Source organism: Phycisphaerales bacterium, assembly GCA_016699835.1.
Lineage (GTDB): Bacteria > Planctomycetota > Phycisphaerae > Phycisphaerales > UBA1924.
Genome location: CP064987.1, coordinates 2345111 through 2360960 on the forward strand (window position 1 = coordinate 2345111; position 15850 = coordinate 2360960).

Genomic DNA, 15850 nt, shown 5'->3' on the forward strand with positions numbered 1-15850 from the left:
TGTGACGCCTCCGGGCGGTTATCGAGGCGGGATCGGCGGCGGCGAGGCCTCGAAGATCGGCGCGAACTCCGCGACCGCATCCGCCCGCGTCCATTGCGCCATGCCCTGCTTCCACACCAGCGTCTCACGCGTGAGTTCACCAGCGCGTACCTTCGATGCCAGCGACTGGAGATCGAACGGCCCGGTCTGCGTCTGGCCCACAGCGACAAAGAACATCGCCGCGGCGCCAGGGATCGGCGGTGGCGTGCCCACGCTGCTCGCACCTCCGCCCGCCGCACCCGCGTTCGGCGTCATCGACTGCGCCATCTGGTTCGCCATCGCGAAGCCCATGCCCATGCCCATCCCGGCACCGGCCGTCCCCGACGGGTTCTTCGCCGCGTCGCGCATCGCCTCCGCCGCCTGGAACTGGGTGTACGCGTTGAGGTTTCCGATAACGCCCATGCTCGTGCGTTTGTCGAGCGCCTCCTCGACCGCCGGCGGGAGCGAGATGTTCTCCACCAGCACCGTCGGGACGCTGATGCCATACGTCTTGAACGTCGGCTCGACGGCCTTTGCGAGGAACTGCCCGAGTTCATTGAGATTCGCCGCCAGGTCCAGCACGGGGATCTTCGACTCGCCCAGGATGTCCGTGAACCGTGAGACGATCAGGTTGCGCAGTTGCTCCTGCAGCCCCTCGATCGTGAAGTGCCCGTTCGTGCCGACGATCTCCTTGATGAGCGCCGCGGGGTCCGTCGCCTTGACGGCATACGTCCCGAACGCCCGCAGGCGCACCGGCCCGAACTCCGCGTCGCGGAGCATGATCGGGTTCATCGTCCCCCACTTGAGATCCGTGAACTGGCGCGTCGAGACGAAGTAGACCTCGGCCTTGAACGGCGAGTTGAAGCCATACTTCCACCCCTTCAGCGTCGCGAGGATCGGCAGGTTCCGCGTCTCGAGCGTGTACGTCCCGGGCTGGAAGACGTCGGCGATCGCGCCCTCGTTCACGAAGACCGCGGCCTGGCCCTCGCGCACGACGAGTTTCGCGCCGTACTTGATCTCGTTCTGGTACCGCTCGAAGCGGTATACCAGCGTGTCCTGCGAGGAATCGAGCCACTCGACGATGTCGATCAACTCGGCCGACAGTTTCTTCCAGATGTCCATCGCGGCCTCCACCCAAAGTCCGACGGCACGCCGGGACAGTCGGTACGGCCCATGCCGCACGCCCCCGGCGTCCACTCATTCGGAGTGTACGGCCCGAGTTTTCAGGACGTGACCGTGCCCGCTCGACCGCCCTCAGCACCCCGCCTGGAACCGAGCGAGGTAGTACAACAGGTCATCGATCGTCACCGCGCCGTCGTGCACGCCCGTCCCGCTCCCGTCGTCCACGTCCGCGCTTGCCGAGCCTTGCTGGAAGAGGGAGAGGTAGTAGAGCAGATCATCGATGGTGACGGCCCCGTCGGGCGTGCCCGTCCCGCTCCCGTCGTCCACGTCGGCGACACACGCCGGACGCTCACCACGGATGAGCGCGAGGCCCGCCGCCGCGGAACCCGTTCCCGGGAAGAGCCCCGGCGAGAACGCGACGATGTCGTCCACGCCGTCGCCCGTGAAGTCGCGAACAAAGACACGCGTCGGCCCGGCCGAGTCGCCGCCCACGCCCACGCGCACGGGCGCTCCGAACGTCCCCAGTCCATCGCCCAGGAGCATCGTGAGATCACGCGATCGGGGCAGTGCCGCAACCACGTCAGCAAGTCCATCGCCGTTCACATCGCCCACCGCGATCGATGGTGTGCTCGCTCCGACTCCAAGGGTCGTAGTCGCCCCGAGCGTGATTCGAGGCTGCGTCGCGAACAGCCCAGGTGTGGTTCCACGGGCGATCACCAGGAGTTGTTCCGCCCATCGATCGGGTGACGACGCGAGAACCGACGGCACGAACGTCAGGTCCACGAACCCGTCGCCGTTTGTGTCGCGTAGCGCCAGCGCATCCGTCGCGAAAGCGAGTTGTTGAAGGCTGGAGAAGACAAATCCGGCATCGGTGCGCCACGTCTGCGTCATTGTCGTCTCTCCAACGACGATGTCCAAGAGAGCATCCGAGTCCAGCCGCACGAGTGAGACGCATCGCCCAGGTCCGCTCGTGATCAGAGGCGTGATGTTCATAAACGTCCCGTCGCCCTCGTTCCGAGCTATGAACAGGCGCCGCCCGGATTCGTCCGGCCCGCCCGGACATGGCGTCCCCTCAAGCAAAACGACCTCGCCATCGCCGTCGCCATCCAAATCCCCGGCATCAAGATCGACCGAGCCGCAATCGTTCGTCGCGTGGAACACGGCCGGCGAGAAGTCACCACCGCCAAGCCCGCGGAGCAGCACAAAGCCGTGTGTTCCGCCGAGGTCCGTCGCCACCGCGAGGATGTCAAGCGCCCCATCAAGATCCACGTCACGGAGGACCGCACGACCAAGATTCAGAACTCCGGCAACAGCGACCGGCGCCTGTGGCGTGAACACGCCGCCCTGGGCATGCACGATCACCACGTTCTGCGTCGCGTCACCGTCGATCACGCCGAGCAGATCCGATTCGGATGTGCCGAGCACATCGCCCGCGTCCTCGATACGTATGCCGGGGAGGGCCGTGACCTCGGGCGATCGATAGCCGTTCTCGACGTGCACATGGACATGCACGACATCCGAATACCGCTCCAACGCGAGGAAATCCAGATCGGGTGTGCTGCGGACATCACCCATGGCCAGCATCGCCGTGTACTCGCCGCCAGATCGACGCTGCGGCGGCTCGAACGCGAAACCGTTGCCGGGGCCCGCGCTCACGGCACGATAGATGTCGAACCCACCGAGCGCTCCTCGTGCTCCAACAAAGTCCGTCAATCCGTCATTGTCGAGATCGACCGCGAGGCCCGCGACATAGTCCTCGCTCCCGTAGAGCCGAGCCGCTAGAAACTGCCCCATCCCGTTGTTCTCGAGGACGGAGAACCGGCGAACACCGGTGGCCGAGACCACGGACGTGACAAGGAGATCGAGGTCGCCATCGCCATCGAAGTCGCCTCGGAGCAACCGCCCCGTCGTCCCGCCGCTCGCCGATCCGGAGTTGTACGTGACGGCCGGTGCGAAGACGCCCGTGCTCGTGTTGCGGAGGAGGTCCACCCCCGTCGCCGACGCCGCCGCGATATCGGGGAAGAAATCCTGATCGAAGTTCCCGACACAGAGCGTGTGTGTGTTCGGCGTGACGCCAAAGACGAATCGAGGCAGAAATGTCTGCACCTGACTCCCAAAGAAGACCGAGACCGTCCCCGTCGCGCCGCCGACGCCCGAGTCGGCCGCGACGAGATCGATCCATCCATCGTTGTCGAAATCGGCCTGAGCCAGGTCCGTTGGGCCGGAGCCGGTCACGATCGATCCAAGCGGGATGAAGGCCACCGACTCGTTCCGCAGGAGCGCCAGCGTCAGCCCGGTGTTGTTCGAACCCGGCACGCACACGACCAGGTCCAGGTCGTTGTCGTGATCGAAGTCGATCGCCGTCATCACCCCCGCCGGGGCGCTCGTGGAGATCCGCACCGGCGGCAGGAACCCTTCCCCATCACCCCGCGCAATCGTCACGCCGAACCGAATCGTGTCGGCATACGACACCGCAAGATCCAGGTGATTGTCGCCATCAAAGTCCGCCAGCGTCATCGCCGACGCCCGCCGAGCATCGTTGGACCTGCCGACATACGAGCCATGCCACGACTGATCGAGAAGCCACGGCTGCGCGCGCGATATCGATGAGACCCACAGTCCGCACGCCACACCCACCAGCGCGATCGTTGATCGAGTCGTCATGTTCATGCCGCGTCGCGGCGGCTCTATTGTCGCACAACTCGTCAAAACAGCCACACCGGACGGAATGCGAAATCGAAGTTCATTATCGGAGTTTGCAGAATCTCAATATTCAACGGACTCGCGAAAATGCGTCAATCGGCAGAAATCGAGGGTGGACCCTCGTTCCCGGCCACGCGCTCCATGTATCCCTTGCCCTTGCGCTCATACTTCGTGAAACCCAAACGATCGAGATTCTTGTTCGAGAGGGCGCTCTTGCCTTTGATATCGGACCATTTCCCCGCGATGTTCGGCGCCACGATCGCCCGGCGAACCGGCTCGCCCGTCTCGGGGTGCTTGGTGAGCGTCGGCTCCTTCATCGACTGGACGATCTCGAACGTCCGGCCGGTTGGTTCCTTGGTCTTGGGGTCCAGAATCTCGTAGAGGTACGTGGGCATGGGTCGTCTTTCGTGAATCGACTCTAGCCGCCGAAGGTCATCCCGTTCTCGAGATCGATCATCTGCCAGGCGAGTGTCTTGCAGAGGCGCAGGAGCACTGGAAAGGCGATGTCCTCGTCTTTCATGTGGACAACGACCTGCTGCACGGTGTCGGCGGTAATGGGGAGTTCCAGGATCAAACCCGGCCCATGGAGCAGGAGCATGCCGGTGCTTCGAGCTGGTCCGCCATCGGGCGCGGTGTTGAAGGCGGCGACGCTGGCGATGATCTCGTCGGGCGTGCCGAGCGGCGTGGGCTCTCCCGACTCGTCGGGTTTGCGCGCCAAGGCGAGTTGTCGACGCTTCCGGGCCATGCCCGATTATTCGTCGCCCGAATCGTCCATCTCGTCCTCGTCCTCATACTCATCGAGGACTTCCACCGCGGCCTCCAGCAGCCGCTGCAGCGGCACGGGCTTGAGCAGATACCGATCAACACCCAGCGACTCGGCGTACGCCTGATGGCGCTTCCCCTCGTTGGCCGTCACCATGATGACCGGCGGGCTGTCCGGGAAGCCCTTGATCCCCTCGAGCACGTGGAACCCCGAGCGTCTGGGCAGCATCATGTCGAGGATGACCAAGTCCGGCGGCTCCTCGCGGCAGATCCGCACCGCATCGTTTCCATCGACCGCGACCTGGGTCAGCGCGCCCTCGGATTGGAACGCCGCCTCCATCGACTCCAAAATGTCCTGATCGTCATCCACGATCAGCACCTTCACATCTTCGAGTCGTCCGCCCTCGGCCTGGGTGTCATGATCGGACATGGCAGCGTCTCCCGTGTGGTGGTCTTCGGCGTGCAAAGGCCGAGTCGGTGCGGGCGTGCCCGCGGGGCGTGTGGTTCGTGGCATGGCGACCTCCGGTGGCGTTCTCGCCCGCGAGCCGCATTAGCCCGGCGTCAGCATATCACGCCGACTCCGCTCCTTGACGCGTTCGACGTCGTCGTCCGTCATCCAGGGCAGGGCACGCAGTTTCTCCTCCACGCCGGCGGGGAAGGGCTTTCCCGATCGCTCGTGGGGCGGGCGGCTCCGCCAGATACGGTGCATCCAGAGGTACTGTTCCGGGGAACGCCGAACCATCGTCTCCATCGCCCGCCGATAGCGGGCCGTCAGGTAGAAGAGCGGGTCCGGATGCGTCGACCAGTCGTCGGGCCCAAAGGTGTCCACGATCTCCGCGCTATACCGCATGCTCGATGGGCCCAATCGGCACGCGGCCGGCTCGCCAAACTCTTGCGGAATCGGGTCGGGTTCCGATGGGTCAAGCCTCCGGGCAAACCCGCAGATCACCATCGCGTTGTGCCGAATCGCCAGATGCCCGATCGACTTATAGGTCGAGGTCAATCGATCGAAGAACGGCACGAACAACCCGCGGTCGCCGCCGTTCTGGTCGGCCACTAACCCCACGGGCATGCCCCGCTCGAGCGACGCGGGAAGTTCGCGCAGCGCTCCGCGCTTGCTCACGAGGCTCAGCCCCTGCCTCGAGCGCGTCTCGCGCATCCACGCGTCCAGCGGCTTTAAGTCCAGCGGGCGATACACGGCACTCATCGGATAGCCCAACATCGAGACCGAGTACCCGATAAGTTCCCAGTTCCCCACGTGCCCCGTGATCATGATGCAGGGCCGGCCTTCGATCAGATGCATCGCCCCCTGGCGAAGGTCCGCCAGCGACAGGTGCCGCGCGTACCCCTCCTCGGTGATAAGCCTCGGCGTGTGCAGCAACTCGACGGCGAGTTGACCCAGATGCTCATACGCGGCGACGGCCGTCGCGTGGACTTTGTCGTCGTCCCACTCCGGATACGCGTCCTTCAGGTTCGCGATCGCGCGCGGGAACTTCTTGCGGTTGAGTCGCGACGTGGCGAAGGAGCGCAGCGCCGATCGCGCCACGCGAGACGCCACGTCGATCGGCATGACCAGCGCGGGAGAGGCGAGCGTGCGTAGCGCCAGCACCAGCGGATGCTGCAGCCAGACGGGCGCGTGCGCGATCTTCAATCCCATCGCGGCTCACCCGTGAGAGGCCTCGGTCGCAAAGGTCTTATCGCTCGGCGGTCGCGCGGATGCGGGCCGGGACCTTGCCCGTCAGTGTGTACAGGCGATTCTCGTTGAGGATCGGCACGCTCGCCGCCACGCCCTGGCGATACAGGTCGTCGTACTTCTGCACGATGTCCTGCAGGCGCTTGAACTCGCGGAAGACCTCGAACGACGCGTCCGGCGCGGGCTGGGGCGGGAGGATCGGGCGCTCGCCCAGCACCAGGAAGTCCACGTCAGGCTGGAGTTCCTTGATGACCGAGCCGCCCCACGAGGCGATCATCGCGCCGACATCCTGGGCCTCGTCGGGCGTCGAGACGCCGTCGCGGTTCGCGTCAAAGTTCCCGAAGACGAGGAACTTGTACGTCTTATTCGGATCGAAGACCGCGTTGGCGATCACATCGCCCGCCACGATCGGGTTCCCACGCGACTCGGAAAGAATGCGGCACGTCGCGCTGCTCGCCTCGACGTTGATCACCTCGAGCGTCGCCTTCCCCGGGGCGTACCCCTCGCCTTCGGCACGAATCGCCGCCGCGTTGGGATAGACGCTGAACGTCATCCCCAAAGGCAGGCGCTGCTCGCTCCCGATCGAGATGTACGCGCGACGCGTCGCCCCCTCGACCGCGACGATCTGTCCATCCACAAGGGCGAACTCGTCCGTCGGCTTGAGCGTGATGGTGTTCCGCTCGCCACGCAGCGTGTCCAACTGCCCGCGGAGGACGACGTTCTCCTCCGTCAGTTTCGCGATCTGGTCGCCGAGGCGCTTCTTGTCCGCCGCGGCCTCGGCCTGGGCCTGCTCGGCGCGCTCGTCAAGACTCTTCTTGAAGGCCTCGGTCCCCTCGCGGAGTTCGGTGACGCCCTGCCGGTTCTCGTCGATCTTTGCCGTGAGCGCCGCGACGGTCTCGCCGTGGGCCTCCTCGATGCGCTTCACGCGATCGGTCTGGTCTTTAAGGTCGTTGAGCGCCGCCTGCTGCGCCGCCTCGGCCTGGGCCTTCTGCGAGTGCAGCGCCTGGATCTGCTGCTTCTGCTCGGAGAGGAGCGTGACGAGCGGCTTGCCGCTGTTCGCGTCGCCCACGATTCCCTTCACGCGCGCCTCGAGGCTCGAGGGCGTGTCGTTCTTGCTCCCCGTCACCATCGTCATCGCCTGCCCCATGCCATCGGTCATATAGCCGACGAGCGACTTGCGCGACGACTTCGCCGCGCTCATCAGGGCCGTCACCTGGTCCTGGTTCCGCTCGGCCGGGGTGATGATGTCGTTGATCTGGGCGCTGGCGGCCTGATAGTCGCGCTGCGCCTCCTTGTACTTGGTAAAGAGGAGGGCCGTCGTCACCAGCAGCCCCAGCGTGGCCACCGCGAGGAAGAAGATGAGCGTCCCAAGACCCGCGCCGATGCTGCTCCGACCCGCCATTGCTGCTGCTCCCTTTCGGTTCATCCCGCCCGTACTCGATGCGGGGTGGTCAGTGTCGCGATTTCCGTCGCTGTTGTCCAGTCACCCGGCCCAGACCATTGTCCAAGCCATGGCCAAAGCCCAGGCGACGACGTTGGATCTGCCGACCACGGACAAAGGCCCGATCGGCGACCAGACACGGGACCAGACGATAGCCCCCGCGTCGTCCAGACGCAGATCCGGGCCTAACCCGAACCACGCCCGGACAGATCCAACGCCGGCCATTCGCGGTCCGCCAAACCCATACGTCCGATCCCTCCGATGGGATGCCGGAAGGTCTGCCTATTGAGAGGTGTTCACTGGGGGAGACAAAGTCAGGCTGTGGCATGGGTCGATACTGCCTTGGGTGCCATCAGTTGGCCGCGCCTGCGATGGAAGGATCGGCCTACTGATGCCGGGGTTCAACTTCCCTCTCACACCCATCGTGTTGCGGCCCACACACCCTTCCAGTACCATGATCCAAATGTGCTACGCCTTCCGCGACGACGACGAGGAGCCCAAGGAGGTCTTCGTGCACCACGCCGCGGGTTTGGCTCTCCGGAGACGCGGCCGGGGCTTCGCCGGCTCGTCCTACATCGACAGCGTCATCCCCAATCACACAATCAAGCCCGACCGCGACGTGAAGAACGGCTGGACGGGCCTCTCTGAGGGCACCCGCGAGGAACGCCTCTACTACTGCCAGAACTGGCGCGCCGATGTCAGCGCCATCCTCACCGACACCGGAAAGATGGTCGAGTGGGTCAAGTACTCGGCCTACGGCGTGCCCTACTCACTCCCCGCGGGCGATACCGACTCCGACGGCGATTGGGACGCGACCGACGACTCGGCGATCTCCGGCAGCGGGTCGTACGACGTCCGCCAGGACACCGACCTCAATGGCAAGGTCGAGAGCGACGACATCACCCACGCCAACTCCATCACCGGCGGCTACCAGACCCTCGGCCGCTGGCTCCTGGGCGCCGACACCATCGGCAACCGCCGCGGCTACGCGGGGTACGAGTTCGATCCCACCTTCGTCGGCAACAAGCGGTCCCTCTACCACGTCCGATATCGCGTCTACGACGCGGGGGTGGGACGGTGGACACGACGAGACCCGTTGGGGTATATCGATGGCATGGGGTTGTATGAGTATGTTAGGTCATCTCCGTTGTCACTCACTGACCCCAATGGCCTCGCATGCAGTAGCTGTGGACACTCGTCTCGAACTGATTTTTTGGACATGCCTTCTAAATGCTCACGTCAAGACGACTTCGATCCAGGCAGTACTGGCCCATGGGATCTGGAGTGTCCTCCAGGATATTATTACAACATTTACGCCAATCGCTGCGTGCCCGTTAATCCGCTAATATTGCCCGCACCACGAAGGGACGACGAAACAGACAACCCGAACTCCGTGGCATGCGGCATAGCATGCGACAATATGACAGGTTCGCCTGCCGCAGTTGCGTGCATAGATGGAAGAGCTATTTTGTGCAACTGCATTGCCCGTAAGTGGGGTTCAGGTCGCGAAGATCTAAATCATTTAACTCAGTGTACTAATAGCTGCATAGGTATACTTTCAAATCGCCTGAACTGCGGTACTCGGACATGGAATGATGGGCGCCCAGGCGAACATTGCGATCGCTGTAGTCTTATGGAGTGTGTAACCGCATGTCATAGTTCTTTCGATTGTAACTCGCTTGCCAAACGAGCGAGAACGACTTGCGAAGGAGTGAAGCTTAATTTGGAAAATCAGCGTAGAACTATGTGCAGGTTGTGTCGCGATGGGATGTAGAATGAGAATTTTTACTTCTCGAAACAACAGTTTGTCAATCTGCAATTGCTCGAAAATTGCTATAGTCTCATTAATTGCAACGATTTGCACTAAAATCACTGGAACGCTGTTGCCATGGCTAATAACAGATCACTCTGGAAACTGGAGTGCGACCTACTGGGATCCTCATGCGCATGTCGGCTGGCGAACGTTCACTCAACGGTTCGAGATTTGGGTATATGTCGATCCATTTTCAAATCATTGGACAGGCGATGTAAGCGTGTCAGAATCGGAACGACTTGTAAATGCCAGTCCATCATTGGATGTGTCTTCCGGCGCATCCCCATCTGCATTGTGGGAAGCAAGGAAGCAGTGTAATGTTCAATGGGTTAAACAGAAGTTGACTCGTGCACACGGCTTTGCAAATTCTGCTGTAAATCACTATGTTGTGTTCGTAGGACACGGCTGGCCATTCACTGACTCTTGGCACATTAGATGGATCGATGCAACTTGGACCACGCGATCAAAATACTGGATCCCTTTGGTGCCAAATGATCAACGTATGGATAGTACGCAACGCGCACAATTGGGTATTCCACTGGGTGTCGTCTGGTCAGGATTCATTCTCAATTGGACAATTTGGACTTCAGTTCTCTTAACCTCTTCAGTTACAGCATCTTATGTGCGTTTATTATTAAATCGCCGACGAGGACTGTGCGTCTATTGCGGGTATTCTCGAACCGGTGTAGAGCGATGTCCCGAGTGCGGTCGCGTCGGTGAGCCACCTAAATAAGTATTCATTCTTCATGTACAAATACTAATCTCGCCATATTCAGCGGTATTTCAGCCCGCATTCGACATCACGCGGCCTTCGGGTAGTAGCTTCCTGTACAAATATTCAGCACGCCAGATTCAGCAGCATTTCGGCCCACAATCGACATCAAGCGGCATTTCGGTAGTAGTGCTTGATCACGCCGCCAAGTCTTGATCGGCAGCGGACCTCTCGGCGATCAGCCGGCCCGGCGCGGATCGATGGCCGCCGACACATCGGCGTCGCGAACTCCAGCGACGAGTGCGGCCGTTCCCGGTTGTAGTGATCGACGTACTCACGCAGCAGGTAGTCCAGGTGCCGCGTGCCGAGGATCACGAATTGGTCAAGACACTCGGCCTGGACACTCTGGATCAGCCGTTCCACATGCGCGTTGAGGTTCGGCGATTAGTACGGCAGCGGCGTTGTCCGATTCGCCTACCGCGGCTATCAGTACGACCCCCACCTCAACCTCTACCACGTCCGCCACCGAGTCCTCGACCCCGAACTGGGCCGATGGCTCCAGCGAGACCCCGCCGGGTTTGTCGATGGGCTGAACCTGAATGCGTGCTGCAGCAGCGATCCCATTGGACGCTGGGATCCGTATGGGCTCGTATTTGGTGATTGGTTGAGCAACTCGTGTGGCCAATGTTCGCGTCCCGAGCAACTTGAAGACGTCTCGGTGCCTCGACGAATCACGTCATCGCGTACTGTGCCCGTTATGAGCACACTCGCGCCCGCGTTCTCGTCCGATGCCGACCTGGCCGCCTTTCGCGAGGTACTCGCCAGGGCCGACTATTCGATTTCAGGGGTCTGCAAGGCCGTCAACGTGCCGGACTTTGAAACGCTACGTCGGACCGCGCCGCCTTTGCTCTCGGCCCGGACGTCGGCGGGTCGGCCCATCGACATCCTGATCAAACTCTTCATTCTGGGCGAGACGCTCCATGCCGCCCATGTGGACGAGGGGCTGGCCCCGCTCTCGGCCAAGGTGCTTGCCGATGCCGGGCTGCTCGTGCTCCAGGATTTCCCGGGGCAGGGGGTCGCGGCGGCGGCGAAAGTCACGGTGATGCCATACCAGGACCTCGTCCTCGCCTATTCCGCCCGCCTGCAACATGGCCCGGCCGCCAACGACTTCGTCATGGGCCCGGGGATGACCAGCCGGGCTCTGGCGTGCCAGATGCTGACCCATCGTCGCGCCAGAACCCTCGATGTTGGCACGGGTTGCGGCGTTTTGGCGCTCCTGGCCGCGAAACACTCCGATCACGTCGTCGGCACCGACCTCAGCCCTCACGCCATCGCCTTTGCTCGGTTCAACGCGAAACTCAACGCCATCACCAACGTCGAGTTCCGCCAGGGGAGCCTCTTTGAGCCCGTCGCCGGCGAGTCGTTCGATCACATTCTCTGCAACCCGCCGTTCGTGATCACGCCCAAGGCCGGCTATATGTATAGAGACAGCGGCATGGCGGGGGACGCCATGACCGAGACCGTCATCCGCAAGGCTCCGCAGCACCTGAGCGAGGGCGGCTTTGCCCAGATTATCGGGAACTGGGCAACCCTGGCGACCAAGCCCGTCCGCGATCGCGTGGTCGATTGGCTCCGTGGCAGCAACTGCGATGCGCTGATCCTGAACTCCAAGGTCCAGAATGCGTTGGAATACGCCACGAGTTGGATCGAGGAGAGCGAGCCTGTGCCGCCGGATCAACGGTGGCGCGTGTTGCAGGAGTGGCTCAAGTCCTTCCAGGATCTTGGGATCATCGGGATTACCTACGGCACGGCCACGCTCCGGAAGCGGTCGAGTTCGGCCGCCCCTGGGACGCCGGGCGGGAACTGGATCTCGGCGGATGACATGCCCGAGGTGGTCGATCGGGCGGTGGGGGAGCACCTGGCCCGGATCTTTGCGGGGCGCCATGTGCTGGCGGGGATGGGGGCGGAGGCCGAGAAGCGGCTGGCGGATGCGGTATTGAGGCCCTCGCCGGATTTGAGACTGGAGACGATCCTCGGTCCGGGCACGTCCGAGAATGGTTCGACGGGGTCGGAGGACGGCGGCTGGACGCAAGTCTCGACGGCTTTGAAGCTTGCGAACGGCTTCCCGATCCGCCAAGAGGTTGACGCGAATCAAGCCGCCTTTGTTCTGTCTTTGGACGGACGTCGATCTGTGATGTCGATCCTTACCAGCTTGGCCGGTGATCGAACTGGGGCCATCGCGCCGATGGCTACCCGTTTAGGGGGATGGTTGGTTGAAAAGGGGCTGGCGGAAGTGATTTGAGGGGCAATCGTGTGAGTTTGGGTAAAGGCAAACTTGTCGATTGTGCCCGCCTGGAAGGAATTTGACGCCTGGAGCAGTTTTTCTTTCAACTTTCCTGGTAATTCCCAAAATCTGTTGTACATCTACTTATGTGAGGAAACCCCTGGGTTTGGACCAGGAGTCACCGGCGAAGGCTGGATGACGACTGGTCGGGTCAGGTTCGGGGTTTTTCTCGTCATATCGGTTCCCGTGCGCGTGGCGCGAACGGGAGGGTGCGAGTCGTTCGCGGCAACCAGAGGGGAACCTCATGCGCCGGACTGTTACATCTATCGCTGCTCTTGGGATCGGGCTTGGGATTCTTGCCCCCCTCTCTTCAGGAGCTCTCATCGTTTCCAACGTGCAGGTCAGTGGCTCGCTCAGTGCGGGTGTCTCGACCATGGTCGGAACGGACACGATTGACATCGTGTTCGGCGGAGGGGGAGCCACTGTCGGCGACTCCACCAATCCGATCCGCGGAGGAAACCTCATCATCACCTTTGACGTTGACTCGACCTCGGGCAACCTCACCCAGGACATCGCGTCCATCACGGGGAGCGTGTCCGGGACGGGACTGGTGATCTTCAACGAGATCATCGAGGACCGGACGCCCGGCAATCAGGGCGTGATCGGCTCGGCGGATCTGCTCTTGAACGGGCCGACTCCGAACCCAGCCACGATCGTGTTCTCTCGCGGGAGCAGCTCGATCAAGGTGAAGAAGACGCTGGTCTTTTCCGCGTCGCCCTCGGAACTCGTGGACAACGCGACGGTCACGCTGCTTCGGCAGACGATCGTCCCCAGTCCGGGTTCGATGGCCTTGCTGGGGATCGGGTCGCTGGGCCTCCTGGGCCGTCGGCGTCGGTCGTAAGAACAAACGGACTGTGTAGTGCGGTGGAACTTCGACGTGATGTGTACTAGATAGGGCCCTCATTCGGGGCTGGGAGAAGTCGGATGCGACGCAACATGAAACTCGCCTCTGGATTGATCGCCCTGGTCGGGGCAGGCGCGACGGCGCACGGCGCGATCGTGTTCTCGTCGGTGACCCAGTCGGGGTCGCTCGGCGGGGGCTTCACGACCGCGGCGGGACCCAATGACATTGATATCTCGATCCCCTTCGCCACCGGCACGGTCGGCGACCCAGGGGTTGCCGCGACGCGCTCGGGCACCGCGACGTTCACCTTCACGGTGACCGGAACGGGCGGCGACGTGCTCGATCGCAACATACTGAGCGTGCTTGGCGCGATCCAGGGCTCGGCGGCATCGGTGACCATCGCCACGCTCGTCGAGGACCTGACTCCCGGGAACACCGGGACGATCGCGAACTCGAGCATTGTGATCAGTTCGGCGAACCCGCCCCCGGAGGATGCGATCATCACCTTCTCGCGGTCGTCGGCGCAGATCCGTGTCACGAACACGCTGACGTTCAACGCCAACGAGGACACCGCGGGCATCGACCTTGCCAACGTGAGCCTCATGGAGCAGCGCTTCGTGCCCGCTCCGGGCGCTCTGGGTCTGGTCGGAGTCGGTGGGCTGGTTGCCCTGCGTCGCCGGCGTCGATAGTTCTATCTCCAGAAGGAGAGCGGTGTCTGAGTCCGCGAGGGAGATAGGCTCAGATTTCGCAGAACGATCCGGGCGTACGCTGGATGCGGCGCCCGGGTTTATTTTTGGAGTTCGCGAGTCGGGCGTTCTCGGAGACTCAAACCTCGTCCATAGGCGTACACTCGCGCATGCCGACCGAGCACCGTGATTCGAACGCTATGCCTTCGAGCGATGGACGACCCAGCGACGACTCAATCCTGCTGGTGAGCGCCGCGCTGACCGGGGCGAAATCGGCCCTCGATCAGTTCACCTCCGGCGACGCGGCGCACCGCATCTCGAAGGTTATCGATCTCGTCGTGGCGTCCATTCGTGCCGGTGGGAAGGTCTTGATCTGTGGGAACGGCGGCTCGCTTTGCGACGCGACCCACTTTGCCGAGGAGTTGACGGGAAGGTTTCGGGCCGATCGTCCGGCGCTCCCTGCGATCGCGATCGCCGACGCGGGGCACATCACGTGCACGGCCAACGACTATGGCTTTGATCGCGTCTTCTCGCGCGGGGTCGAGGCGCTGGGGAAGGCCGGCGATGTGCTGATCGTGCTCTCGACCTCGGGGAACTCGAAGAATGTTGTGCTGGCGGTCGAGGCGGCGCGGGCCAAAGGACTGTCGGTGGTCGCGCTCCTGGGGAAGACGGGGGGCGCACTCAAGGGCATGGCGGACGTCGAACTCATCGCGCCCGGGGCGACGGCCGACCGTATCCAGGAACTGCACATGATCGTGCTGCACACGATCGTTGAGGGCGTGGAGGTGGCGATGTTCGGTCGTTCATGAGCGTGCCGTGTGGTCGAAGTTCGTGCGTGTACACTGCGACATGAAACTTGGGTTGATCATCACCGCGGGCGGGTCGGCGAGTCGGTACTCGGGCGCGGGCGGGCTTCGGCACAAACTCGATGAGGATCTTGGCGGTCGCCCGGTGTTGCAGCGGACCGTCGAACTCTTCGTGAAGCATGAGGGGCTGACGGGCGTGCTCTCGACGATCATCGTCGCGGGGCCGGCGGAGTCGCCCGATCCATCGGTGTACAAGGAGTTCCGCGAGCGGCACGCGGATCGATTGGGGTTGCTCGGCGCGAGGATCGTGCCCGGCGGCGCGGAGCATCGGTGGCAGTCGGTGCTCGGGGCTTTGGAGCATGTGCCGAGTGAATGCACGCACATCGCGGTGCACGATGCGGCGAGGCCCTGCGCATCAGGCGAGATGATCGATCGCGTCATGGATCTCGCGGCGAGGTTTCCCGCGGTGGTGCCCGGGGTGGAGTTGAGCGACACGATCAAGGAGGGCGTGGAGACCGATGAAGCGGCGAATGCGCCGGACCCGCTCGCGGCGATCCTCGGCGAGACGGATCGGTCCAAGGAACGGTTGCGTGTGGTGACGCGGACCATGCCGCGCGAGGGCGTGTTTCTTATCCAGACGCCGCAGGTCTTTGAGGCTGGGTTGCTGCGCGCGGCGTACGAGAACGCGGCGGCATGGGCGAGCGAGGGGATGCGCATCACCGACGACTCGGCGCTTGTCGAGCGTCTGCTTGGGGCGGAGACGCCGGTGCGACGCGTGGCGCTGGCGCAGGGGGATGTGCGGAACATCAAGATCACGAGGCCGGCGGACCTGGACCTGGCACGGCACATCCTTGGCGTGCGTGCACCCGAGGGACGGGCGACGCACAAGAAGTTTTGAATGAGTTG

The 15850-nt window shown here is 63.0% G+C and carries 14 protein-coding genes and 1 pseudogene; 7 read left to right on the forward strand and 8 right to left on the reverse strand.

Annotated elements, in window-relative coordinates; translation table 11 throughout:
- Positions 1–18: 18 nt before the first annotated feature.
- The 7 genes from IPK69_09700 to IPK69_09730 all read right to left on the reverse strand — a co-directional run bounded on the left by IPK69_09700 (position 19) and on the right by IPK69_09730 (position 7724).
- Complete coding sequence (locus IPK69_09700; protein ID QQS08268.1) at positions 19–1140, reverse strand: SPFH domain-containing protein; 1122 nt, start codon at positions 1138–1140, stop codon at positions 19–21.
- A gap of 132 nt (positions 1141–1272) precedes the next feature.
- Positions 1273–3804, reverse strand: coding sequence for a VCBS repeat-containing protein (locus IPK69_09705; protein ID QQS08269.1), 2532 nt, complete (start codon positions 3802–3804; stop codon positions 1273–1275).
- A gap of 131 nt (positions 3805–3935) precedes the next feature.
- Positions 3936–4238, reverse strand: coding sequence for an FmdB family transcriptional regulator (locus IPK69_09710; protein QQS08270.1), 303 nt, complete (start codon positions 4236–4238; stop codon positions 3936–3938).
- Positions 4239–4261: 23 nt separating this feature from the next.
- The gene (locus IPK69_09715; GenBank protein ID QQS08271.1) at positions 4262–4588 is read right to left on the reverse strand and encodes a hypothetical protein; all 327 of its coding nucleotides are present in this window, start codon (positions 4586–4588) and stop codon (positions 4262–4264) included.
- Positions 4589–4594: 6 nt separating this feature from the next.
- Positions 4595–5035, reverse strand: coding sequence for a response regulator (locus IPK69_09720; GenBank protein QQS10460.1), 441 nt, complete (start codon positions 5033–5035; stop codon positions 4595–4597).
- Between the two features lie 120 nt (positions 5036–5155).
- Positions 5156–6262 (reverse strand): lysophospholipid acyltransferase family protein, encoded by a 1107-nt coding sequence (locus IPK69_09725; protein QQS08272.1) that lies wholly within the window; start codon positions 6260–6262, stop codon positions 5156–5158.
- Between the two features lie 37 nt (positions 6263–6299).
- A complete protein-coding gene (locus IPK69_09730) occupies positions 6300–7724 on the reverse strand; it encodes a hypothetical protein (protein QQS08273.1) in 1425 nt (474 codons plus the stop codon).
- Positions 7725–8130: 406 nt separating this feature from the next.
- On the opposite strand from IPK69_09730, the gene IPK69_09735 reads away from it, so the two are divergent.
- Positions 8131–9513, forward strand: a complete 1383-nt coding sequence (locus tag IPK69_09735) for an RHS repeat-associated core domain-containing protein (GenBank protein QQS08274.1) — start codon at positions 8131–8133, stop codon at positions 9511–9513.
- Positions 9514–10432: 919 nt separating this feature from the next.
- Here the strand turns inward: IPK69_09735 and IPK69_09740 are convergent.
- Complete coding sequence (locus IPK69_09740; protein QQS08275.1) at positions 10433–10687, reverse strand: transposase; 255 nt, start codon at positions 10685–10687, stop codon at positions 10433–10435.
- Between the two features lie 43 nt (positions 10688–10730).
- Between IPK69_09740 and IPK69_09745 the strand changes: the two are divergent.
- The 6 genes and pseudogenes from IPK69_09745 to IPK69_09770 all read left to right on the forward strand — a co-directional run bounded on the left by IPK69_09745 (position 10731) and on the right by IPK69_09770 (position 15842).
- Positions 10731–10913, forward strand: a pseudogene (locus IPK69_09745) (RHS repeat-associated core domain-containing protein).
- A gap of 108 nt (positions 10914–11021) precedes the next feature.
- Entirely contained in the window at positions 11022–12566 is a 1545-nt protein-coding gene (locus tag IPK69_09750; protein QQS08276.1) for a methyltransferase, read from the forward strand.
- A gap of 442 nt (positions 12567–13008) precedes the next feature.
- The gene (locus IPK69_09755; GenBank protein ID QQS08277.1) at positions 13009–13449 is read left to right on the forward strand and encodes a PEP-CTERM sorting domain-containing protein; all 441 of its coding nucleotides are present in this window, start codon (positions 13009–13011) and stop codon (positions 13447–13449) included.
- 83 nt (positions 13450–13532) lie between these two features.
- Positions 13533–14141 (forward strand): hypothetical protein, encoded by a 609-nt coding sequence (locus IPK69_09760; protein QQS08278.1) that lies wholly within the window; start codon positions 13533–13535, stop codon positions 14139–14141.
- 197 nt (positions 14142–14338) lie between these two features.
- A complete protein-coding gene (gene gmhA / locus IPK69_09765) occupies positions 14339–14947 on the forward strand; it encodes a D-sedoheptulose 7-phosphate isomerase (protein ID QQS10461.1) in 609 nt (202 codons plus the stop codon).
- A 40-nt stretch (positions 14948–14987) separates the two neighbouring features.
- Positions 14988–15842, forward strand: a complete 855-nt coding sequence (locus IPK69_09770) for a 2-C-methyl-D-erythritol 4-phosphate cytidylyltransferase (GenBank protein ID QQS08279.1) — start codon at positions 14988–14990, stop codon at positions 15840–15842.
- The last annotated feature ends 8 nt before the right edge of the window (positions 15843–15850 follow it).

What these genes read in the sequence shown, in the direction of transcription:
- IPK69_09725 (QQS08272.1), bottom strand. Translation starts at nt 6,262, where the DNA reads ATGGGATTGAAGATCGCGCACGCGCCCGTCTGGCTGCAGCATCCGCTG.
- IPK69_09750 (QQS08276.1), top strand. Translation starts at nt 11,022, where the DNA reads ATGAGCACACTCGCGCCCGCGTTCTCGTCCGATGCCGACCTGGCCGCC.
- IPK69_09735 (QQS08274.1), top strand. Translation starts at nt 8,131, where the DNA reads ATGCCGGGGTTCAACTTCCCTCTCACACCCATCGTGTTGCGGCCCACA.
- IPK69_09770 (QQS08279.1), top strand. Translation starts at nt 14,988, where the DNA reads ATGAAACTTGGGTTGATCATCACCGCGGGCGGGTCGGCGAGTCGGTAC.
- IPK69_09715 (QQS08271.1), bottom strand. Translation starts at nt 4,588, where the DNA reads ATGGCCCGGAAGCGTCGACAACTCGCCTTGGCGCGCAAACCCGACGAG.
- IPK69_09730 (QQS08273.1), bottom strand. Translation starts at nt 7,724, where the DNA reads ATGAACCGAAAGGGAGCAGCAGCAATGGCGGGTCGGAGCAGCATCGGC.
- IPK69_09700 (QQS08268.1), bottom strand. Translation starts at nt 1,140, where the DNA reads ATGGACATCTGGAAGAAACTGTCGGCCGAGTTGATCGACATCGTCGAG.
- IPK69_09720 (QQS10460.1), bottom strand. Translation starts at nt 5,035, where the DNA reads ATGTCCGATCATGACACCCAGGCCGAGGGCGGACGACTCGAAGATGTG.
- IPK69_09760 (QQS08278.1), top strand. Translation starts at nt 13,533, where the DNA reads ATGCGACGCAACATGAAACTCGCCTCTGGATTGATCGCCCTGGTCGGG.
- gmhA (QQS10461.1), top strand. Translation starts at nt 14,339, where the DNA reads ATGCCTTCGAGCGATGGACGACCCAGCGACGACTCAATCCTGCTGGTG.
- IPK69_09705 (QQS08269.1), bottom strand. Translation starts at nt 3,804, where the DNA reads ATGACGACTCGATCAACGATCGCGCTGGTGGGTGTGGCGTGCGGACTG.
- IPK69_09710 (QQS08270.1), bottom strand. Translation starts at nt 4,238, where the DNA reads ATGCCCACGTACCTCTACGAGATTCTGGACCCCAAGACCAAGGAACCA.